The 21953-nt window shown below is 59.2% G+C and carries 19 protein-coding genes; 3 read left to right on the plus strand and 16 right to left on the minus strand.

Features of this window, described 5'->3' with window-relative positions:
- Positions 1-10: 10 nt before the first annotated feature.
- From rnhB to rpsB, 15 genes are all read right to left on the minus strand, one after another.
- Entirely contained in the window at positions 11-637 is a 627-nt protein-coding gene (gene rnhB, locus CKW21_RS27905; protein ID WP_095197082.1) for a ribonuclease HII, read from the minus strand.
- A gap of 11 nt (positions 638-648) precedes the next feature.
- A complete protein-coding gene (lpxB, locus tag CKW21_RS27910; protein WP_095197083.1) occupies positions 649-1779 on the minus strand; it encodes a lipid-A-disaccharide synthase in 1131 nt (376 codons plus the stop codon).
- Positions 1780-1781: 2 nt separating this feature from the next.
- Entirely contained in the window at positions 1782-2558 is a 777-nt protein-coding gene (gene lpxA, locus CKW21_RS27915; protein ID WP_095197084.1) for an acyl-ACP--UDP-N-acetylglucosamine O-acyltransferase, read from the minus strand.
- Positions 2555-2995: a 3-hydroxyacyl-ACP dehydratase FabZ gene (gene fabZ, locus CKW21_RS27920; protein ID WP_007940511.1), complete on the minus strand. Its 441-nt coding sequence runs from the start codon at positions 2993-2995 to the stop codon at positions 2555-2557. Before fabZ ends, lpxA begins: the two co-directional genes overlap by 4 nt.
- Before the next feature lie 108 nt (positions 2996-3103).
- On the minus strand, positions 3104-4159 hold the full coding sequence (gene lpxD / locus CKW21_RS27925; RefSeq protein WP_095197085.1) for a UDP-3-O-(3-hydroxymyristoyl)glucosamine N-acyltransferase: 1056 nt from the start codon (positions 4157-4159) through the stop codon (positions 3104-3106).
- 3 nt (positions 4160-4162) lie between these two features.
- A complete protein-coding gene (locus tag CKW21_RS27930; protein WP_095197086.1) occupies positions 4163-4666 on the minus strand; it encodes an OmpH family outer membrane protein in 504 nt (167 codons plus the stop codon).
- 45 nt (positions 4667-4711) lie between these two features.
- On the minus strand, positions 4712-7087 hold the full coding sequence (gene bamA, locus CKW21_RS27935; RefSeq protein ID WP_095197087.1) for an outer membrane protein assembly factor BamA: 2376 nt from the start codon (positions 7085-7087) through the stop codon (positions 4712-4714).
- Between the two features lie 72 nt (positions 7088-7159).
- Positions 7160-8512, minus strand: a complete 1353-nt coding sequence (rseP, locus tag CKW21_RS27940) for a sigma E protease regulator RseP (RefSeq protein ID WP_095197088.1) — start codon at positions 8510-8512, stop codon at positions 7160-7162.
- A 53-nt stretch (positions 8513-8565) separates the two neighbouring features.
- Positions 8566-9756: a 1-deoxy-D-xylulose-5-phosphate reductoisomerase gene (gene ispC / locus CKW21_RS27945; RefSeq protein ID WP_095197089.1), complete on the minus strand. Its 1191-nt coding sequence runs from the start codon at positions 9754-9756 to the stop codon at positions 8566-8568.
- Positions 9753-10559 (minus strand): phosphatidate cytidylyltransferase, encoded by an 807-nt coding sequence (locus CKW21_RS27950; protein ID WP_095197090.1) that lies wholly within the window; start codon positions 10557-10559, stop codon positions 9753-9755. Before CKW21_RS27950 ends, ispC begins: the two co-directional genes overlap by 4 nt.
- Entirely contained in the window at positions 10559-11314 is a 756-nt protein-coding gene (uppS, locus tag CKW21_RS27955; protein WP_095197091.1) for a polyprenyl diphosphate synthase, read from the minus strand. The genes CKW21_RS27950 and uppS overlap by 1 nt, the downstream gene beginning before the upstream one ends.
- 14 nt (positions 11315-11328) lie before the next feature.
- A complete protein-coding gene (gene frr, locus CKW21_RS27960) occupies positions 11329-11886 on the minus strand; it encodes a ribosome recycling factor (RefSeq protein ID WP_095197092.1) in 558 nt (185 codons plus the stop codon).
- Positions 11883-12626, minus strand: coding sequence for a UMP kinase (gene pyrH, locus CKW21_RS27965; protein WP_003222124.1), 744 nt, complete (start codon positions 12624-12626; stop codon positions 11883-11885). The genes frr and pyrH overlap by 4 nt, the downstream gene beginning before the upstream one ends.
- A 209-nt stretch (positions 12627-12835) precedes the next feature.
- On the minus strand, positions 12836-13699 hold the full coding sequence (gene tsf / locus CKW21_RS27970; RefSeq protein WP_075946741.1) for a translation elongation factor Ts: 864 nt from the start codon (positions 13697-13699) through the stop codon (positions 12836-12838).
- A gap of 190 nt (positions 13700-13889) precedes the next feature.
- A complete protein-coding gene (rpsB, locus tag CKW21_RS27975) occupies positions 13890-14627 on the minus strand; it encodes a 30S ribosomal protein S2 (protein WP_008057307.1) in 738 nt (245 codons plus the stop codon).
- A gap of 371 nt (positions 14628-14998) precedes the next feature.
- Here rpsB and map point away from each other — a divergent pair, with 371 nt between their 5' ends.
- From map to dapC, 3 genes are all read left to right on the plus strand, one after another.
- A complete protein-coding gene (gene map / locus CKW21_RS27980) occupies positions 14999-15781 on the plus strand; it encodes a type I methionyl aminopeptidase (protein WP_095197093.1) in 783 nt (260 codons plus the stop codon).
- A 42-nt stretch (positions 15782-15823) separates the two neighbouring features.
- Positions 15824-18526 (plus strand): [protein-PII] uridylyltransferase, encoded by a 2703-nt coding sequence (locus tag CKW21_RS27985; RefSeq protein ID WP_095197094.1) that lies wholly within the window; start codon positions 15824-15826, stop codon positions 18524-18526.
- A 187-nt stretch (positions 18527-18713) separates the two neighbouring features.
- The gene (gene dapC / locus CKW21_RS27990; protein ID WP_095197095.1) at positions 18714-19913 is read left to right on the plus strand and encodes a succinyldiaminopimelate transaminase; all 1200 of its coding nucleotides are present in this window, start codon (positions 18714-18716) and stop codon (positions 19911-19913) included.
- Between the two features lie 116 nt (positions 19914-20029).
- On the opposite strand, the gene CKW21_RS27995 is transcribed toward dapC, so the two are convergent.
- Positions 20030-21661: a Na+/H+ antiporter gene (locus CKW21_RS27995; protein ID WP_095197096.1), complete on the minus strand. Its 1632-nt coding sequence runs from the start codon at positions 21659-21661 to the stop codon at positions 20030-20032.
- Positions 21662-21953: the final 292 nt, after the last annotated feature.

A 21953-nucleotide genomic window follows, 5' to 3' on the forward strand; every position in this document is an offset into this window, starting at 1 on the left:
AGCCTTGCGACTAACTCTCGATCAGGCTTTCCCGTGCTTCATAAGCGAGGCGTACTGGGGCAAACGAACGCCGGTGAATCGGCGTTGGCCCAAGGCGGGCGAGCGCTTCCAGATGAACGGGTGTCGGGTAGCCTTTGTGGCCGCCGATGCCGTAGCCCGGGTAGATCAATTCGAAAGCAGACATTTCACGATCACGGCTGACCTTCGCCAGAATCGACGCTGCCGCGATCGCCGGGACCTTGCTGTCGCCTTTAACCACGGCTTCAGCGCGCATCGGCAGTTTCGGGCAACGGTTGCCGTCGATCATCGCCAGTTTCGGCTGAACGTGCAGCCCGGCGACGGCGCGCTGCATGGCCAGCATGGTGGCGTGCAGGATGTTCAACTCGTCGATCTCTTCGACTTCCGCGCGGGCAATGCACCAGCTCAGGGCTTTTTCGCAGATTTCGTCGTAGAGCTTTTCGCGGCGGGCTTCGGTGAGCTTCTTCGAATCATTAAGGCCGAGAATCGGCCGACTCGGATCGAGAATCACTGCGGCGGTCACGACTGCGCCACAAAGCGGACCACGACCGACTTCGTCGACACCGGCAACCAATTCTTCGACTTCAGCGACCAAGGTGAAATCCAGCCCCATCTGCATGCTTGTTTTACTCATTTTACCTGGCCGATCAGATTCAGGACTGCATCCGCCGCCTGGTTGGAGGCATCCAGACGCAAGGTACGGTGGATTTCGTCAAAACCGCGGGTCTGCTCCTGGCCATTTTCGATCAGCGGCGACAAGGTCTGGGCCAACGCTTCGACCGTCGCGTCGTCCTGCAGCAGCTCGGGCACCAGCAAGCGCTGGGCCAGCAAGTTCGGCAAGGAGACATAGGGACTTTTCACCATGCGCTTGAGAATCCAGAACGTCAGCGGCGCCAGGCGATAGGCGACCACCATGGGCCGCTTGTACAGCAAGGCTTCCAGCGTTGCGGTTCCGGATGCGATCAGCACCGCGTCGCATGCAGCCAGGGCCAGATGGGATTTGCCATCGAGCAAGGTCAGCGGCAGATCGCGACCGGCCAGCATTTCTTCCAGCTGCGCACGGCGCTCGGGATTGGCGCAAGGCATGACGAAGCGCACACCAGGGCGCATGGCCCGCAGGCGCTGCGCGGTGTCGAGAAACAGCGCACCGAGGCGGCCGACTTCACCACCACGACTGCCCGGCATCAATGCCACAAGCGGCCCGTCGGGCAAGCCCAGTTCGGCCCGCGCGGCGGCGCGATCGGCCTCAAGGGGAATCGCATCGGCCAGGGAGTGTCCAACAAACCGCACCGGGACACCCTTCTCTTCATAAAATTTCGCTTCGAACGGGAACAGCGTCAGCATCAGGTCGCAACCTTCGCGAATCTTCAGCACCCGCTTCTGCCGCCAGGCCCAGACCGACGGGCTGACGTAATGCACGGTCTTGATCCCGGCCTGACGCAGCTTGAGTTCGATATTGAGGTTGAAGTCCGGGGCATCGATCCCGATGAACACGTCCGGCTTCGCGGCGATCAGGTCTGCCACCAGCTTCTTGCGGCGCGCCAGCAACTCGCGCAACCGACCCAGCACTTCCACCAGGCCCATGACCGACAGGCGCTCCATCGGGAAGTAGGACTGCAGGCCTTCTGCCTGCATCAACGGACCACCGACACCGATGAACTCGACTGCCGGATGACGGGTCTTGAGTGCGCGCATGAGGCCCGCGCCGAGAATGTCGCCGGAAGCCTCCCCCGCCACCAGCGCAATACGCAGATTGGCCATGGTTAGCGGGTAATGCCGCGAGTCGAAGACTGGATGGAGTCACGGAACACTGCGACTTCCGGGAACTGGGCTGACGACTCAGCCAGTTCGGCGAGCGCCTGCTCGACCGTCAGGCCCTGACGATAAACGACCTTATAGGCACGCCGCAGGGCGTGGATGGCGTCTTCGCTGAAACCCCGACGACGCATGCCTTCAAAGTTCATGCTGCGGGCCTCGGCCGGGTTGCCGAACACCGTGACGTACGCAGGAACATCCTTGCCGATGGCGGTTCCCATGCCGGAAAAGCTGTGGGCACCGATGTGGCAATACTGGTGAACCAGGGTAAAACCGGACAGGATGGCCCAGTCCTCAACGTGCACATGGCCAGCCAGTGCGGTGTTGTTGACCAGAATGCAGTGGTTGCCGATAACGCTGTCGTGACCGATGTGGGCGTAGGCCATAATCAGGTTGTGATCGCCCAGGGTCGTTTCCGAGCGGTCCTGAACGGTTCCACGGTGAATCGTCACGCCTTCGCGGATGACGTTGTGGTCACCAATCACCAGGCGCGTTTCTTCGCCCTTGTACTTCAGGTCCGGCGTGTCCTCGCCTACCGAAGAGAACTGGTAGATGCGGTTGTGCTTACCGATTCGGGTCGGGCCTTTGAGAATCACGTGCGGCCCGATGACTGTTCCCTCGCCGATTTCCACACCTGCGCCGATGATCGACCACGGGCCGACCTCGACACCGTCAGCCAGGACGGCCGTCGGATCGATGATTGCGCGAGGGTCAATCAAACTCATAGCTTGCGTTCCGCACAGATGATTTCAGCAGAGCAGACCGGCTTGCCATCGACCGAAGCCTGGCACTCGAACTTCCAGATCTGGCGCTTGCAGCTGATGAACTTGGCTTCAAGGATCAACTGATCACCCGGCAACACCGGCTGGCGGAAGCGCAGCTTGTCGGAGCCGACGAAGTAGTAAAGGGTGCCATCGGCCGGTTTCACGTCGAGCATTTTGAAACCAAGGATCCCGGCAGCCTGAGCCATCGCTTCGATGATCAGCACGCCCGGCATGATTGGATGCGCGGGAAAGTGACCATTGAAGAACGGTTCGTTGATGCTGACATTCTTGTAGGCGCGAATGCGCTTGCCTTCCACATCCAGATCCACTACCCGGTCCACCAGCAGGAACGGGTAACGGTGAGGCAGGTATTCGCGAATCTCGTTGATGTCCATCATTTCGGGGGGAAGCCTATGTAAAGATTGGGAACGCGCGACTGACGCGCACTCCTCTAGCAAATCAAGGACGCAGTCTAGCGGCTGTGCACACTTGATATGGAAATGGTATCAGCCATCTGATGAAGCATTACCGCCAGGGGTCACTTCCCCTGCCTGCTTTTCCAGCTGTCGCAAACGTCGCGCGATGTCATCGAGCTGACGGATTCGTGCCGCGCTTTTGCGCCACTCGGCTGCCGGCTGCATTGCCGTACCGGAAGAATAGGCACCCGGCTCGGTGATCGAGTGGGTCACCATGGTCATGCCGGTGATGAAAACGTTGTCGCAAATGTCGATATGACCCACCAGCCCTACGCCACCGGCGAGCATGCAGTGCTTGCCGATCCTGGTGCTGCCGGAGATCCCCACGCACGCGGCCATGGCGGTGTGATCACCGACTTGAACGTTGTGGGCGATCTGGATCTGGTTGTCGAGTTTCACGCCATTACCGATGATGGTATCGGCCAACGCGCCACGGTCGATGGCGGTATTCACGCCGATTTCCACGTCGTCGCCGACCAGTACACCACCGATCTGGGCAATTTTCTGCCAGATACCTTTCTCGTTGGCAAATCCGAAGCCTTCGCCACCGAGCACGGCACCGGATTGAATCACTACCCGCTTGCCGACGCGCACGTCGTGATACAGGGTGACCCGCGGTGCGAGCCAGCCACCTTCGCCGATCACACTGCGCGCACCGATGAAGCAATGCGCGCCGATGGTCGTACCCGCATCCACTCGCGCTCCGCTTTCGATGACCACAAAGGCACCGATGCTCGCCGCTGGATCAACCACCGCGTCCGCCGCAATCACCGCTGTCGGATGAATGCCGGCAGCCGCCTTGGGCTTGGGATCGAACAGGTGGGAAACACGAGCGTAAGCGGCGTACGGATCAGGTACTACCAACGCATTCCCGGCAAAACCTTCAGCGTCAGCGGCTTTGAGCAACAAAGCTGCAGCCTGGCTGCCCGCCAGATACTTGCGGTACTGGGGATTTGCGAGAAAGCTCAACTGAGCTGGGCCAGCCTCCTGCAAGGTGGCCAGCCCAGTAATTGCTGTCTCCGGGTCGCCACGCAGGGTGGCGCCGAGGAACTCGGCCAATTGGCCGAGCTTAATGGTCGCGGTCATGGATTACTTCAGCTGATTCATGCGCTCGATAACCTGGCGCGTGATGTCGTACTGAGGCTTGACATCAATCACTGCACCACGCTCGAAGACCAGGTCAAAAGCACCTTTCTTGATGACTTCTTCCACAGCGCTGTCCAGTTTCGGCTTGAGCTGCTTCAGCATTTCGCGGTCGGCAACGGCTTTGGCTTCGTTCAGCTCCTTGGACTGGAACTGGAAGTCACGAGCCTTTTGCTTGAATTCAAGCTCCAGACGCTCACGCTCGCCTTGCTGCATTTTGTCGCCACCGGCCATCAGACGATCCTGAATACCCTTGGCGCTGCTTTCCAGCGACTTGAGCTTGGTCAGTTGAGGACCGAACTTTTTCTCGGCATCCACAGCGTATTTCTTGGCTGCATCGGATTCCAGCAGGGCCATCTGATAGTTCAGAACGGCGATTTTCATGTCGGCAAATGCCGGACCTGCTACCAGTACGGAAGCCAGGAGAACCAATTGAGTCAACTTACGCACGATGCACTCCTACAAAATCCATTGTCGTTATCTTGGGTCAGACGCTTAGAACGTCTGGCCGAGGGAGAATTGGAACACTTGAGTTTCAGCGTCATCCGGTTTCTTGACTGGCATGGCCAACGCGAAACTCAGAGGACCCAGCGCGGTGACCCAGGTCACACCCACACCGACGGAACTTGCCATGTTGCTCAGACTGATGTCGTTGCACTGGGTATTGGACTTAGTGCCATCGGCATTAACGACATCCGAGCATTTGGAATCGAATACGTTACCCACATCCCAGAATACCGAAGTACGCAGGGAGCGTTGGTCCTTGACGAACGGCAGAGGGAACAACACTTCCACACCGCCCTGGATCAGGACGTTACCACCGAACGGCAGCGGGTCCTGGTCCGGGTCGACAGCAGTGCCAGGGTTCTTGCCGGTACTTGGTGTACTGCGAGGACCCAAAGTGCTGTCCTTGAAGCCACGAACCGAGTTGAAACCACCAGCATAGTAGTTTTCATAGAATGGCAAGCCATCGGTCGAACCGTAACCATCGCCATAACCCAATTCGGTATGCAGGCGCATGGTGTAGTTTTCGGACAATGGCTGGAACAGCTGGCCACGGTAATCAAGCTTGAAGAACGACAGGTCGCTGCCTGGCGTCGTGGTTTCCAGCACCAGGCTCTGGGAATGACCGCGGGTCGCCAGTACGCCCTTGTTCAGGGTGGACTCGGACCAGCCGGCCGACGCCTTGAAGTTCAGGTACTTATCGCCTTCCTTGTTAACGAAGTCGAAAATCTCATCGACGGTATACACACCCGTCTTGATCTCGTCCTGCTGGACAGTCAAGCCGAAGGTCAGACGCGACGTCTCACTGATCGGATAACCGACGCTTGCACCCGCACCCAGGCTGTCTACGGAATAGCTGGCTACGTCGACATCAAGATCATCATAGTCAGTGGTACGGTAGAACGCGTTGTAACCCAGGCTCACGCCATCAGCCGTCCAGTAGGGGTCGACATAACCGAAGTTATAGCGGCTCTGGTATTCGCTGCGGGTCAAGCCGATGCTGACCTTGTTACCGGTACCGAGGAAGTTGTTCTGGGTGATCGAACCACCGAGGATCAGGCCCGCGCTCTGGGCGAAACCGACACTGGCGGTAATCGAACCGGACGCTTGTTCTTCCACGCTGTAGTTGACATCAACCTGGTCGTCGACACCCGGTACAGCCGGGGTTTCAACGTTGACTTCCTTGAAGAAGCCCAGGCGCTCAAGACGGGTCTTGGACTGGTCGATCAGGTAGGTCGAAGCCCAGCCGCCTTCCATCTGACGCATTTCGCGTCGCAGCACTTCGTCTTCGGACTTGGTGTTGCCACGGAAGTTGATGCGGTTGACGTACGCACGCTTGCCCGGATCGACCGCGAAGGTGATGTCTACGGTGTGATCTTCATCATGGGGCTGTGGCACGCCGTTGACGTTGGCGAAGGTATAGCCTTCGTTACCCAGGCGACGGGTGATCAGCTCGGAAGTGGTGGTCATCAGCTTGCGCGAGAACACCTGGCCTTTCTGTACCAGCAGCAGCGACTTGACCTGGTCTTCAGGGACTTTCAGGTCACCGCTGAGCTTGACATCACGAACGGTGTACTTGTCGCCTTCGTTGATGTTGACAGTGATGTAGACGTGCTTCTTGTCCGGGGTGATGGACACCTGGGTCGAAGCGATATCCATGTTGATATAGCCACGGTCCAGGTAGTAGGAACGCAGGCGCTCCAGGTCACCGGAGAGTTTCTCACGAGCATACTTGTCGTCGTTCTTGAAGAACGACAACCAGTTGGTTGTCTTGAGCTCGAACAGATCGATCAGGTCCTCATCAGGGAAGACCGTGTTACCTACCACGTTGATATGCTGGATAGCCGCAACGGTGCCTTCGTTGATGTTGACTTTCAAGCCTACGCGGTTGCGCGGCTGCGGCACGACTTCGGTGTCGACGGTCGCCGAGTAGCGGCCCTGCGCGACGTACTGGCGTTGCAGCTCGTTACGTACACCTTCGAGAGTGGCGCGCTGGAAGATCTCGCCTTCGGCCAGACCGGATTGTTTAAGGCCTTTCATCAGGTCTTCAGTGGAGATCGCCTTGTTACCTTCGATCTCGATACTTGCAACCGACGGACGCTCGACTACCGTGATGACAAGGACGTTGCCATCGCGGCCCAGCTGGATATCTTGAAAGAACCCGGTTTTGAACAGCGCACGAGTGGATTCCACCAGGCGTCGATCATCCGCCTGTTCACCGACGTTCAACGGCAAAGCACCAAAGACGCTACCCGCGGAGACCCGCTGGAGGCCATTGACGCGAATATCAGAGATAGTGAAGGACTCGGCGTGAACTTCGGCGATCATCAATACGGTGAGAACCGCAGTTAGCAGCAGACGTTTCATGAAGTCCTTTCTTATTCCAACTGGCAATAAACAAACTGCCGCAAAATGCGGCAGATTCGCAATTCAGCGACGTTACAGACGGCCTAGATCATTGACCAGAGCGAGCAACATCACTCCGACCACCAAACTGATACCGATCTGTATCCCCCAACCTTGCACCCGATCCGACAAGGGACGACCACGCGCCCACTCAATCAGATAAAACAACAAATGCCCCCCATCCAGCACAGGAATGGGCAGCAAATTCAGAACCCCCAGGCTAATACTCAGATAAGCAAGGAAATTCAGGAAATCAGCGACGCCCGACTGGGCCGAAGCGCCCGCCACTTTAGCAATGGTTATCGGTCCACTCAAGTTTTTTACCGAGAGCTCGCCGAACAACATTTTCTTCAGTGAATCGAGGGTCAGCAGGCTCATGGTCCAGGTGCGTTGAGCCCCCTCTCCAATCGCGGCCAAAGGACCGTAACTGACCTCGCGAATCATCTCCGGCGGCCAATCGACCGCTTTCACACCAGCCCCCAGATAGCCACTCGGTGCCTTTTTCTCGCCGCGTGCAGCCAGCGTGACAGGGACGTCGATTTGAGCACCATCGCGCTCGACCCGCAGCATGATTTTGGTATCAGGACGCATACGGACGGTATCGACCACCTGCTGCCAGTCATCCAGCGACTTGCCATCGAGGGCCAGCAACCGGTCACCCATTTTCAGGCCGGCGGCCTGCGCCGGGCCTTTCGGATCAAGTTCCGCCAAAACCGGTGGCAGCGCCGGACGCCAAGGACGAATCCCCAGCGATCGAATCGGATCAGGCTCGTCTGCGCCCTTGAGCCACTTATCCAGTGTCAGTTCACGGGGCGAATCAATTGAGGAGCCTTGTTCACGGACCAGCACCTGCAGGGAACCACTTTCCCCCAGACGACGAACCAGTTGCAAATTCACCGCCGCCCAGCCGGAAGTCGGCTCGCCGTCGATCGAGATAATTTCCTGGCCCGCGCTCAAACCGGCCTTGGCGGCAATACTGCCGGACTCAACTGCACCGATGACCGGGCGTACCTGCTCGCTACCGAGCATGGCCAGCACCCAGAAGAACGCGAACGCCAACAAAAAGTTGGCGATCGGCCCGGCCGCCACGATCGCAATGCGCTGACGGACCGATTTGCGATTGAAGGATTGATCGACCTGATCGGCCGGGACCTCGCCCTCACGCTCATCGAGCATCTTCACGTAGCCGCCCAGCGGGATCGCAGCCACCACGAACTCGGTGCCCTGCTTGTCGTACCAGCGCAGCAACGGCATGCCGAAGCCTACGGAGAAACGCAGCACCTTGACCCCACAGCGACGCGCGACCCAGAAATGGCCGAACTCGTGGAAGGTGACCAGCACGCCCAAAGCCACCAGGGTGCCGACAATCATATAGAGCGCGCTCATCTACTTTCTCCGCATTCCTATCTGGTGCTGCAAGGGCCAACGCATTGCAACACTTACCGCCCGTGACGACTCAGCCACTGTTCGGCCAGCACACGCGCCTTCGCATCTGCCGCAAACACTGCTTCCAGATCCTTCACTGCTACCACAGGCTCGAGATTGAGTGTTTCTTCGATGATACTCGCGATTTCCGGGTAACGAACCCGTCCGTCGAGAAACGCCGCAACGGCAACCTCATTTGCCGCATTCAGCATTGCCGGGGCGCTGTTGCCCGCCTCGGCGGCCTGACGGGCCAGGCGCAGACAAGGGAAACGCTCTTCATCCGGCGCCTGGAAGTCCAGACGGGCGACGGCAAACAGGTCAAGCGGTGGCACACCCGAATCGATTCGTTCAGGCCACGCCAGCGCATTGGCGATTGGCGTGCGCATGTCCGGATTGCCCAACTGGGCCAATACCGAGCCATCGATGTAATCGACCAGCGAATGAATCACGCTCTGCGGATGAATCACCACTTCAACCTGGGACGGCTTGGCATCGAACAGCCAGCAGGCTTCGATCAACTCAAGCCCTTTATTCATCATGCTGGCGGAATCAACCGAAATCTTGCGTCCCATGGACCAGTTGGGGTGAGCACAGGCCTGTTCGGGTGAAACATGCGCCAGCTCCGCGAGGGGTGTCTGACGGAACGGTCCGCCGGAAGCTGTCAGCAAAATCCGACGCACACCGACCGCGCCAAGACCACGGGCAAAATCCTGCGGCATGCACTGGAAGATCGCGTTGTGCTCACTGTCGATCGGCAGCAACACCGAACCGCTCTTGCGAACGGCCTGCATGAACAGTGCACCGGACATGACCAGTGCTTCTTTGTTGGCCAGAAGAATCTTCTTGCCGGCTTCGACCGCTGCCAGTGTCGGACGCAGCCCCGCCGCTCCGACAATGGCCGCCATGACCGCATCCACTTCAGGATCGGCAGCGACCTGACACAAACCTTCCTCGCCCACCAGCACACGGGTCGAAAGGCCTGCCGCACTCAAGTCATCCTGCAGCGCGCGAGCGGCACCGGCCTCAGGCACGACGGCGAATCGCGGGGTATGACGCACACACAGTGCCAGCAATTCGTTTAAACGGGTAAAACCGCTCAAGGCAAACACTTGATAACGCTCGGGATGACGAGCGATGACATCGAGGGTGCTCAGACCGATCGAGCCGGTCGCCCCCAGAACGGTAATCTGCTGAGGGCGGCTCATGGTGCAGCCATCCACAACAGTACGGCAAACACGGGAATGGCCGCGGTCAGGCTGTCGATCCGGTCCAGTACCCCGCCGTGACCAGGCAGCAGATTGCTGCTGTCCTTGATCCCGGACTGGCGCTTGAACATGCTTTCGGTGAGGTCGCCCACGACCGAAATAAACACGATCACGGCCGCGCCGATCAAGCCCTTGAACAGCTCGGCAACGGTCCAGTCACGAACGAATCCGACAATGACGGTAATGACCAGACTCAGGACCAAGCCGCCGTAGACGCCTTCCCAGCTCTTGCCTGGACTGACCTGCGGCGCCAGCTTGCGCTTGCCGAAGGCCCGGCCGGAAAAATACGCGCCGATATCGGCACCCCAGACCAGCACCATCACTGCCATGATCAGCCAGTTGCCCAAGGGGTACTTCTTGATCTCTACCAGGCCCTGCCAGGCCGGCAACAGAATCAACAGGCCGATTACCAGCTTGCAAGCTGCGCTTGCCCATAGCTCGCTGGAGCGTGGATACGTCAGCACCAGATAGGTGGCGACCCCCCACCAGAGCACCGAGGCGCCCAACACCCAAGGCGCGAGGCCGGGCAGAAGATGCATGACAAACAGCATCAATGCGACAACCGCGGCGTAGGCCACGCGCATCGGCTGGGCATTGAAGCCCGCCAGACGCGCCCACTCCCATGCACCGAGGGTCACGACCAACCCGATGAACAGTGCAAAGCCGGACCCCTCGAGCAGGAAAAACCCGCCCAGGGCAATCGGCAGCAGGATCAGCGCAGTGATGATTCGTTGTTTAAGCATTAAATCCGGGCTCCAGCCTCGACCTGCTCGCTCGTTTTACCGAAGCGGCGCTGGCGAGATGCGAAATCGGCCAGCGCGTTACGCATGGCGTCGTGTTTGAAGTCCGGCCAGAAAAGGTCGGAGAAGTACAACTCGGCATAAGCCAGCTGCCACAACAGGAAGTTGCTGATGCGGTGCTCGCCCCCGGTTCGGATACACAAATCCGGCAACGGCAGATCACCTGTAGCCAGACAGGTTTGCAGCAGATCCGGGGTGATGTCCTCCGGACGCAAATGTCCGGCCTGTACTTCCCGCGCCAGCCGCTGTGCGGCCTGTGCGATATCCCACTGACCGCCGTAATTGGCAGCGATCTGCAGGACGAAGCGATTGGCGCCGACAGTCATCGCCTCGGCTTCACGCATGGCTGCCTGAAGCTCCGGATGAAAACGCGATCGATCGCCAATGATGCGCAAACTGATGTTGTTATCGTTCAGGCGCTTGGCCTCGCGACGCAATGCCTTGAAGAACAGATCCATCAGGGCACTGACCTCATCGGCCGGCCGCTGCCAGTTTTCACTGGAGAACGCGAACAGGGTCAATACTTCGACCCCTTCTTCGGCACACACCTCGATAACCGCGCGAACTGCATCCACACCCGCTTTATGCCCAGCGACACCCGGCATAAAGCGTTTTTTCGCCCAGCGATTATTACCATCCATGATGATCGCGACATGGCGCGGCACCGCGGACGGTGCAGTCTGCTTAGTCTTATCCATTAAAAACGTGACCCTTATACGGCCATCAGGTCTTTTTCTTTCTGCGCCAGATCAGCGTCGATCTTGGCCACGAACTTTTTGGTCAAATCATCGATTTCGCCTGTGGCGCGACGCTCTTCGTCTTCGCTGATTTCTTTTTCCTTGACCAGATCCTTGAGCTGGCTGTTTGCATCACGACGGATGTTGCGCACTGCAACACGGGCGTCTTCGGCAACATCGCGAGCCTGCTTGGTGAAGCCCTTGCGGGTTTCTTCGGTCAGGGCAGGCATGGAGATCAGCAACAACTCACCCAGGTTGGTCGGGTTGAGGTTCAGACCGGCGCTACCGATGGCCTTGTCGACGGCACCCAGCATGTTGCGTTCAAAGGCAACGACTTGCAGGGTACGGGCGTCTTTAACAGTGATGTTCGCCACTTGCTTGATGGGGGTATCGGCACCGTAGTAAGGCACCATCACACCTTCCAGAATGCTTGGGTGCGCCTGGCCGGTACGAATACGGCCGAAGTTGTGCGCCAGCGATTCCACGGATTTCTGCATGCGCTCTTGAGCGTCTTTCTTGATTTCATTGATCATTGTTGGCCTTCCTCGATCAGGGTCCCTTCAGCGCCGCCATGCACGATGTTCAGCAGGGCGCCGGGCTTGTTCATGTTAAATACGCGCAACGGCATCTTATGGTCGCGGCACAGGCAAATGGCCGTCAGATCCATAACACCCAGCTTGCGATCCAGCACTTCATCGTAGGTCAGATGATCGAACTTCTCGGCATGCGGGTCTTTGAACGGGTCAGCGGTGTAGACGCCATCGACCTTGGTTGCCTTGAGCACGACATCGGCATCGATTTCGATCGCACGCAGGCAGGCGGCCGAGTCCGTGGTGAAGAACGGGTTGCCGGTACCGGCAGCGAAAATTACCACGTCCTTGGAGTTCAGGTGACGCATGGCCTTGCGACGATCGTAATGATCGGTCACGCCTACCATGGAAATGGCCGACATCACGATGGCCGAGATATTGGCACGTTCCAGCGCATCGCGCATGGCCAGGGCGTTCATCACAGTGGCCAGCATGCCCATGTGGTCACCGGTGACCCGATCCATGCCGGCCTTGCTCAGGGCTTCCCCGCGGAACAGGTTGCCGCCGCCGATCACCAGACCGACCTGGACACCGATGCCGACCAGCTGGCCAACTTCCAGCGCCATGCGATCCAGAACCTTCGGATCGATCCCGAACTCTTCCGAGCCCATCAGGGCCTCGCCGCTAAGTTTGAGTAGAATGCGTTTATAGCGAGCCTGATAACCACTGCCCTGCTGAGCCATTGCGAATCTCTCCTGCGGCGTATTTTAAAAATTCTTTGCGAGCTGTTTTCAGCTGGCGTTCACTCTAGCGTGGCGCTGCTTCAGCGCCATCGGAACATGGCTTTGTAAGCCAGTTCCAATAGGAAACCAATAAAAATTGGTGGCCCATCTGAAAAGAGGCTGCGCGCGTGAGCGGGCAGCCTCTTCAGGGCGACAGTTATAAAACCGTCTTATTGCTTGGCGGCAGCCAGCTGTGCGGCAACTTCTTCAGCGAAGTTGTCTACTGGCTTCTCGATGCCTTCGCCAACTTTGAAGTAGGTGAAGGAAACGATTTCAGCGCCGGCTTTCTTGGCCAGAGCACCAACGGTGACTTCCGGGTTCATGACGAAAGCTTGCTCGACCAGGCTGGCTTCAGCCAGGAACTTGGTGATACGGCCGGCGATCATCTTCTCGACGATTTCAGCTGGCTTGCCTTTCATCTTGTCTTCGTTCAAAGACATGAAGACGCCCTTTTCGCGCTCGATGGCTTCTGGCGAAACCTGCGATGGCAGCAGGAACTCAGGGTTGCTTGCCGCCACGTGCATGGCGATTTCCTTGGCCAGCTGGACGTCGCCGCCCTTCAGGACAACAGCAACACCGATCTTGTTACCGTGCAGGTAGGTGCCGACAACGTCGCCCTCTACGCGCACCAGGCGACGGATGTTGACGTTTTCGCCAACTTTGGCCACCAGGGCTTCACGAGCCGATTCCTGAGCGGCGATCAGCGGAGCTGCGTCGGTCAGTTTTTCGGCGAAGGCTTTTTCTACGCTGGCAGCAACGAAGTTCTTGAAGTCGTCTTGCAGGGCCAGGAAGTCGGTCTGCGAGTTCACTTCCAGCAGTACGGCGGACTTGTCGTCAGCCTTGATGGCGATGGCGCCTTCAGCGGCAACGTTGCCTGCTTTCTTGGCTGCCTTGATGGCGCCCGAAGCACGCATGTCATCAATGGCTTTCTCGATGTCGCCGCCAGCCTTGGTCAAGGCCTTTTTGCAATCCATCATGCCTTCGCCGGTACGCTCGCGCAGTTCTTTGACCAACGCTGCAGTAATCTCTGCCATTTCAAAATTCCTCTTGGATAGGTTATCAACCATTCCACCCGATCGAACGGGCGTTCAATTCTTCCCGAACCACCCTTGTTAGCTGCCGCACATTACAAATAAGGCAGTGGGCGCCGACAAATGGTTTTCGAGGTGGCAAAAAGGGGGCCAAGCCCCCTTTTTGCTTACTGAGTCAACGCCAGGGCGTCAATTACTCAGCTGCAGCTGCCGGAGCTTCTTCAACGAACACTTCGGTGCCGCCAGCAACGTTGTTGCGACCACGGATAACAGCGTCAGCCATCGAACCCATGTACAGCTGGATAGCGCGGATTGCGTCATCGTTGCCTGGGATGATGTAGTCAACGCCTTCCGGGCTGCTGTTGGTATCGACTACGCCGATAACCGGGATGCCCAGCTTGTTGGCTTCGGTGATCGCGATGCGCTCGTGATCAACGTCGATAACGAACAGAGCGTCTGGCAGACCGCCCATGTCCTTGATACCACCCAGGGAACGATCCAGCTTTTCCAGGTCACGGGAGCGCATCAGCGCTTCTTTCTTGGTCAGCTTGGCGAAAGTACCGTCTTCGGCTTGTACTTCAAGGTCACGCAGACGCTTGATGGAAGCACGGATGGTTTTGAAGTTGGTCAGCATGCCGCCCAACCAGCGGTGATCGACGTACGGCGAACCGCAACGTGCTGCTTCTTCAGCAACGATCTTGCCAGCGGAACGCTTGGTGCCGACGAACAGAATCTTGTTTTTGCCCTGGGCCAGGCGTTCTACGAAAGTCAGAGCTTCGTTGAACATTGGCAGGGTTTTTTCAAGGTTGATGATGTGGATCTTGTTACGCGCGCCGAAAATGTATTTACCCATTTTCGGGTTCCAGTAACGGGTCTGGTGACCGAAGTGCACACCGGCCTTCAGCATATCGCGCATGTTGACTTGGGACATGATAGTTCCTTAATAAGTCGGGTTTGGCCTCCACGTATCCCAATGACCAACCAGCAGCATCAGCTGAAGGCACCCAGGTCATCGTGTCGACACGTGTGTGGATTTAGGCTTTTCGGGGCATCCCCGGAAAGCGGCGCATTTTATATCACAGGGCAGGGAAAAACGGAACCCGGATTCTGAAATCCGGGCGGGCGTGGCATTCCGCCCCTTGGAATCGGCCCAGAATGCACCATTCTATAGAGAGAAGCGATGCACAGAGGCGCCGAATTGCGCCGAGCGTCTGTTAGAATCGCGTTTTTCAGGGCCGCGAAATTCGATCGCGCAACGCCCATTCCGTTTGTAAAGCGCCGCCTGGCGCAGAGAGAGCCTGTATGACCGTCACCCTCAAAACCCCCGAGGACATCGCAAAAATGCGCATCGCCGGCAAACTGGCCGCCGATGTGCTGGAAATGATCGCCGAACATGTCAAACCGGGCGTGACCACCGAAGAACTCGACCGCATCTGCCACGATTATATTGTCAACGAGCAGAAGGCCATCCCTGCCCCTCTCAACTACAAGGGCTTCCCGAAGTCCATCTGCACCTCGATCAACCATGTGGTCTGCCATGGCATCCCGAACGAGAAACCGCTGAAGGATGGCGACACCCTGAACATCGACGTCACCGTCATCAAGGACGGTTACCACGGCGACACCAGCCGCATGTTCCACGTCGGTACCGTACCGGTCTGGGCCGAACGCCTGTCGCAAGTGACCCAGGAATGCATGTACAAGGCCATTCAACTGGTCAAGCCGGGTTGCCGCCTGGGCGATATCGGCGAAGTGATCCAGAAACACGCCGAGAAGAACGGTTTCTCGGTGGTTCGCGAGTTCTGTGGCCACGGCATTGGTAAAGTCTTCCACGAAGAACCGCAGATCCTGCACTACGGCCGCGCCGGCACCGGCATGGAACTGAAGGCCGGCATGACTTTCACCATCGAACCGATGATCAACCAGGGCCGCGCCGACACCAAGGTGCTGGGTGACGGCTGGACTGCGATCACCAAGGACCGCAAGCTGTCGGCACAATGGGAACACACCCTGCTGGTGACCGAGACCGGTTACGAAATCTTCACCTTGCGCAGCGATGACACCATCCCGCGCGCATCGGCCTGATCCAACCGCACAGCTCCCAGCCCTATAGAGGAAAGCCAATCGATGCCGCAGGTGGATCCCGAACTCTTCGACCGCGGCCAGTTCCAGGCTGAACTGGCCCTGAAGGCAAGCCCGATCGCGGCCTTCAAGAAGGCGATCCGCCAGGCCCGCGAGGTGCTCGACGGACGCTTTCGCAGCGGTCGGGACATTCGCCGGTTGATCGAGGATCGCGCCTGGTTCGTCGACAACATCCTGCAAAAGGCCTGGGAGCAGTTCAACTGGAGTGAAGACGCCGATATCGCACTGGTCGCCGTCGGCGGCTACGGTCGCGGCGAGCTGCATCCCTACTCCGACATCGATTTGCTGATCCTGCTGGACAGCGCCGACCATGAAGTCTTCCGCGATTCCATCGAGCGTTTTCTGACGCTGCTGTGGGACATCGGCCTGGAAGTCGGTCAGAGCGTGCGCTCGGTCGAAGAGTGCGCCGTCGAGGCCCGCGCCGACCTGACGGTGGTGACCAACCTGATGGAGAGCCGCACCATCACCGGGCCGGAGCACCTGCGCCAGCGCATGCTGGATGTCACCAGCACAGCGCACATGTGGCCGAGCAAGGACTTCTTCCTGGCCAAACGCGCGGAGCAGAAGGCCCGCCACCACAAGTACAACGACACCGAATACAACCTGGAACCCAACGTCAAAGGTTCGCCTGGCGGTCTGCGGGATATCCAGACGATTCTCTGGGTGGCCCGTCGCGAGTACGGCACCCTGAACCTGCGGGCACTGGCGGGCGAAGGCTTCCTCGTGGAGAGCGAAAACGCCCTGCTGGCCTCCTCCCAGGAGTTTCTGTGGAAAGTGCGTTACGCCTTGCACATGCTCGCCGGACGCGCCGAAGACCGCCTGCTGTTCGATCACCAGCGCACCATTGCCAAGCTGCTGGGATTCGAAGGTGACGACGCCAAACAGGCCGTCGAAAACTTCATGCAGCAGTATTATCGGGTGGTGATGAGCATTGCCCAGCTCAGTGACCTGATCATCCAGCACTTCGAGGAAGTCATCCTCGCGCCGGAAGATGAGGCGCCGCCACAGCCGATCAACTCGCGATTCCAGTTGCACGATGGTTACATCGAGGCACGCAACGACAACGTGTTCCGCCGCACCCCGTTCGCCATGCTGGAAATCTTTGTGCTGATGGCCCAGCAGCCGGAAATCAAAGGCGTGCGCGCCGACACCATTCGTCTGCTGCGGGAAAACCGCCACCTGATCGACGACGATTTCCGCAACGACATCCGCAACACCAGCCTGTTCATCGAACTGTTCAAGTGCAAGATCGGCATCCACCGCAACCTGCGCCGGATGAACCGTTACGGCATCCTCGGGCGCTATCTGCCGGAGTTCGGGTTCATCGTCGGACAGATGCAGCACGACCTGTTTCACATTTATACGGTCGATGCGCACACCCTGAACCTGATCAAACACCTGCGTAAGTTGCAGTACACCCAGGTGTCGGAAAAATTCCCGCTGGCCAGCAAACTCATGGGCAAGCTACCCAAGCCCGAATTGATCTACCTGGCCGGCCTGTATCACGACATCGGCAAGGGCCGGCATGGCGACCACTCGGAAATCGGCGCCGTGGACGCCGAGGCGTTTTGCCAGCGTCACCAACTTCCCGTGTGGGACAGCCGCCTGATCGTCTGGCTGGTGCAAAACCATTTGCTGATGTCGACCACCGCCCAGCGCAAGGACTTGTCCGACCCGCAGGTGATCCACGATTTCGCGCAGATCATCGGTGACGAAACCCACCTCGACTATCTGTACGTGCTGACCGTCGCCGACATCAACGCCACCAACCCGACGCTCTGGAACTCCTGGCGCGCCAGCCTGTTGCGTCAGCTCTACACCGAGACCAAACGCGCATTGCGACGCGGCCTGGAAAACCCGGTGGACCGCGAAGAGCAGATCCGCCAGACCCAAAGCGCCGCTCTGGACATCCTGGTGCGAGGCGGCACCGATCCGGACGATGTCGAGCAATTGTGGGCGCAGTTGGGTGACGACTACTTCCTGCGTCACACCGCCGGCGACGTCGCCTGGCACACCGAAGCGATCCTCCAGCAACCCGCCGACGGCGGGCCGCTGGTACTGATCAAGGAAACCACGCAACGAGAATTCGAGGGTGGCACGCAGATTTTCATCTACGCGCCGGACCAGCACGACTTCTTCGCCGTGACCGTGGCCGCGATGGACCAGCTCAACCTGAACATCCACGATGCCCGGGTGATCACCTCCAGCAGCCAGTTCACCCTCGACACTTACATCGTGCTCGACACCGACGGCGACTCGATCGGCGATAATCCGGCGCGGGTCAAGCAGATCCGCGATGGCCTGACCGAAGCCTTGCGCAACCCGGACGACTACCCGACGATCATCCAGCGACGGGTACCGCGCCAGCTCAAGCATTTCGCTTTCGCACCGCAGGTGACCATCCACAACGATGCGCAGCGCCCGGTGACGGTGCTGGAGCTGACAGCCCCCGACCGCCCTGGCCTGCTGGCGCGGATCGGCACGATCTTCCTGGAGTTCGACCTGTCGTTGCAGAACGCCAAGATCGCCACCCTCGGCGAACGCGTGGAAGACGTGTTCTTCATCACCGATGCCAACAATCAACCGCTGTCCGATCCGCTGCTGTGCAGCCGCCTGCAGGATGCGATCGTTGAACAACTGAGCGTCAACCAGGAACCCGATATCAAACTGTCGCGCATCAGTATCTGAATCACCCCCACTTCTCCATTGTGGGAATGGGCCTATTTACCCAATGTGGGAGCGAGCCTGCTCGCGAAAGCGGTGGATCAGCACACTAGGATGTTGAACTGCCACCCTCCTCGCGAGCAGGCTCGCTCCCACAGTTTTGCGCCCGGACTGACACTCGAGCAAGCCCGCTCCCCTACAAGAGGCCCCCATGAACAACGCTTTGTCCCAGCTCCAGCCCTACCCGTTCGAGAAACTCCGCGCCCTGCTCGGTAGCGTCACCCCCAACCCGGACAAACGCCCTATCGCGTTGTCCATTGGCGAGCCGAAGCACCGTTCGCCGAGCTTCGTCGCCGAAGCCCTGGCCAGTAATCTGGAAAAGATGGCGGTGTACCCGACCACCCTCGGCATTCCGGAGCTGCGCGAAGCCATTGCTGCCTGGTGTGAACGTCGTTTCAACGTCCCGAACGGCTGGATCGACCCGGCGCGCAACGTGCTGCCGGTCAATGGCACCCGTGAAGCCCTGTTCGCCTTCACCCAGACCGTGGTCAATCGTGGCGATGACGCGCTGGTGGTCAGCCCGAATCCGTTCTATCAAATCTACGAAGGGGCAGCCTTCCTCGCCGGGGCCAAGCCGCATTACCTGCCGTGCCTGGATGAAAACGGCTTCAACCCGGATTTCGATGCGGTGTCGCCGGACATCTGGAAGCGCTGCCAAATCCTGTTCCTGTGCTCGCCAGGCAACCCGACCGGCGCGTTGATCCCGGTCGAAACCCTGAAAAAACTGATCGCCCTGGCCGACGAACATGACTTCGTGATTGCCGCGGACGAGTGCTACAGCGAACTGTACTTCGACGAACAAACCCCGCCGCCGGGCCTGCTCAGCGCCTGCGCGGAACTGGGCCGCAAGGACTTCAAGCGCTGCGTGGTGTTCCACAGCCTGTCCAAGCGCTCCAACCTGCCGGGCCTGCGTTCCGGTTTTGTTGCTGGCGATGCGGACATCCTCAAAGGCTTCCTGCTCTATCGCACCTACCACGGCTGCGCGATGCCGGTTCAGACGCAACTGGCCAGCGTGGCGGCATGGAACGACGAAGTGCACGTGCGCGCCAACCGGGCACTGTATCGCGAGAAATTCGACGCCGTACTGGAAATCCTCAGCCCGGTCCTGGACGTACAACGCCCCGATGGCAGTTTCTACCTGTGGCCGAATGTGGCCGGTGACGATGCAGCCTTCTGCCGCGACCTGTTCGAGCAAGAGCATGTGACGGTGGTGCCGGGTTCTTACCTGTCCCGGGATGTGGATGGCGTCAATCCGGGTGCCGGGCGTGTGCGCATGGCGTTGGTCGCGCCGTTGGCCGAGTGCGTTGAAGCCGCCGAGCGGATTCGCGATTTCATCCAGCGCCGCCGATAAATTCGGACCTGTAGGAGCGAGCTTGCTCGCGATGGACGTGAACGATAACGGGCGGCACCAGACACCCCGTGTCGTCCACACGTTCTTCGCGAGCAATCGAGCGTCTCCCGGCTGCTTTATTTCACCTGGCCAAGCTTGGCCTCGCTCAAATCCAGCTCCCCCAACACCTCACGCAACACGTCATCGCCAACCTGGTGCTGGCGGCTGAGGCTGTACAACTCCAGGCGCTGCGCCCGCAGCGCCTTCAAGCGTAACCGCCGCTCCAGCAGATCCATCTGAAACGCCAGGGCCTGGGCTTCGGCAGAATCGTTGAACACTTCCAGTTGATGGCGATACTCGGACATGATCCGCGCCTTGAGTTCGGCCGCCAGCGCCGCCTGAGTGGCGTCCTGCGGATTGACCTCTTCAGTTTCCAGCGCATGAATGGCGGCCTCGGCGGTCTTGCGCCAGGCGTCGCGCACTTCGTTGCGGCGTTTGTCGTCGGGGCTTTTCTCGATACCGCGCAGCAGCAACGGCAAGGCAATGCACGCGGCAATCAATGACAACAAAATCACCCCGGCGGCGATGAAGATCAGCAGGTCGCGCTCGGGAAATGCGCCGCCGCCCATGAGCATCGGCACCGACATCACACCCGCCAGCGTCACCGCACCTCGCACGCCACCGACGGTCAGCAACCAGCAGGAGCGCGCGCTCGGCACCCGGGTGATCTCGTCCTTGCCGCGCAAGCGCCGAACAAAAATGGACAGGCGCCAGATGCTTTGCACCCAGACAAACCGCAACACCAGCAACACCAGGAAAATCGCCAGCACATCCAGGCAGCGATAAAGCAGTGTCGGCCACAAGGAAGGTTCGTGACTGGCCACAGCCTTGATGATGTCCGGCAACTGCAGGCCCAGCAGCAGGAAGATCAAGCCGTTGAAGGCGAACTCCAGCAATGACCAAACGCTGCGATTGAGCAGACGGGTGTTGGTCTGGCGCGGCAGCAGATCGAGCCAGCTTTGCATCATGCCCGCCGCCACCGCCGACAGAATGCCCGACGCGCCCACGCGCTCGGCCAGAACGTAAGCGGCAAACGGTAGCAACAACATGAACACGACGTGGGTGGCCGGGTCATCCCAGCCGCGGGCAATCATCCACGAGCGCAAACGCCCGACCAGCCAGCTCAACGCCACACCGATGGCCAGGCCACCGACCGCCACCAGCACGAAGGTCACGCTGGCGTTGGCCAGCGAGAACACGCCGGTCACCGCCGCTGCCAGGGCGAACTTGAAGGTCACAAGGCCCGAGGCATCGTTCATCAACGCCTCGCCTTGCAGCATATGCATCAAGGGTGTCGGCAGGCGGTTCTGGGAGATCGCCGAAACCGCCACGGCATCCGTGGGCGACAACACCGCCGCCAGGGCAAACGCCACCGGCAACGGGATGTTCGGCAGCAACCAGTGAATGAAATACCCGGCACCGACCACGGTAAACAGCACCAAGCCCACCGCCAGCGTCAGGATCGGCCCGCGCAAACGCCAGAATTCGCGCTTGGGCATGCGCCAGCCGTCGGAAAACAACAGCGGCGGCAGGAACAGAAAGAGAAACAACTCGGGATCCAGTGCCACATGCAGACCGAGCGTCGGCCAGGCGAGCAAGGCGCCAGCGGCAATCTGCACCAAGGGCAACGGCAGCGGAATCACCCGTCCGATCAGGCGCGAAACGCCAACCAACATGAGCATGATCAGGACGGTATAAGCGGTTTGCATAAAGCGGGGTTCCCGGAGAATCGACAGCATTGAGGCGTCATATTAGCCGCTTAGACTGCGTACGACCCTTGCACCTATGTCGCAAGCGATCACCGTAGTCCCGGTGGGAGCGAGCCTGCTCGCGAAGGCGGACTGACATTCAACATCCTCTCTGTTGTTTTCCACACCGCTTTCGCGAGCAGGCTCGCTCCCACAGGTACAGGGTCAGGTTTTATGCCATGGCACACATACAAACCCGACCACAGCCGCCGCGAAACCGTCCGGTCATGGCATAATCCGACACCTTTTTTCT

The sequence above is a fragment of the Pseudomonas sp. Irchel 3A7 genome, from assembly GCF_900187565.1.
Classification (GTDB): domain Bacteria; phylum Pseudomonadota; class Gammaproteobacteria; order Pseudomonadales; family Pseudomonadaceae; genus Aquipseudomonas.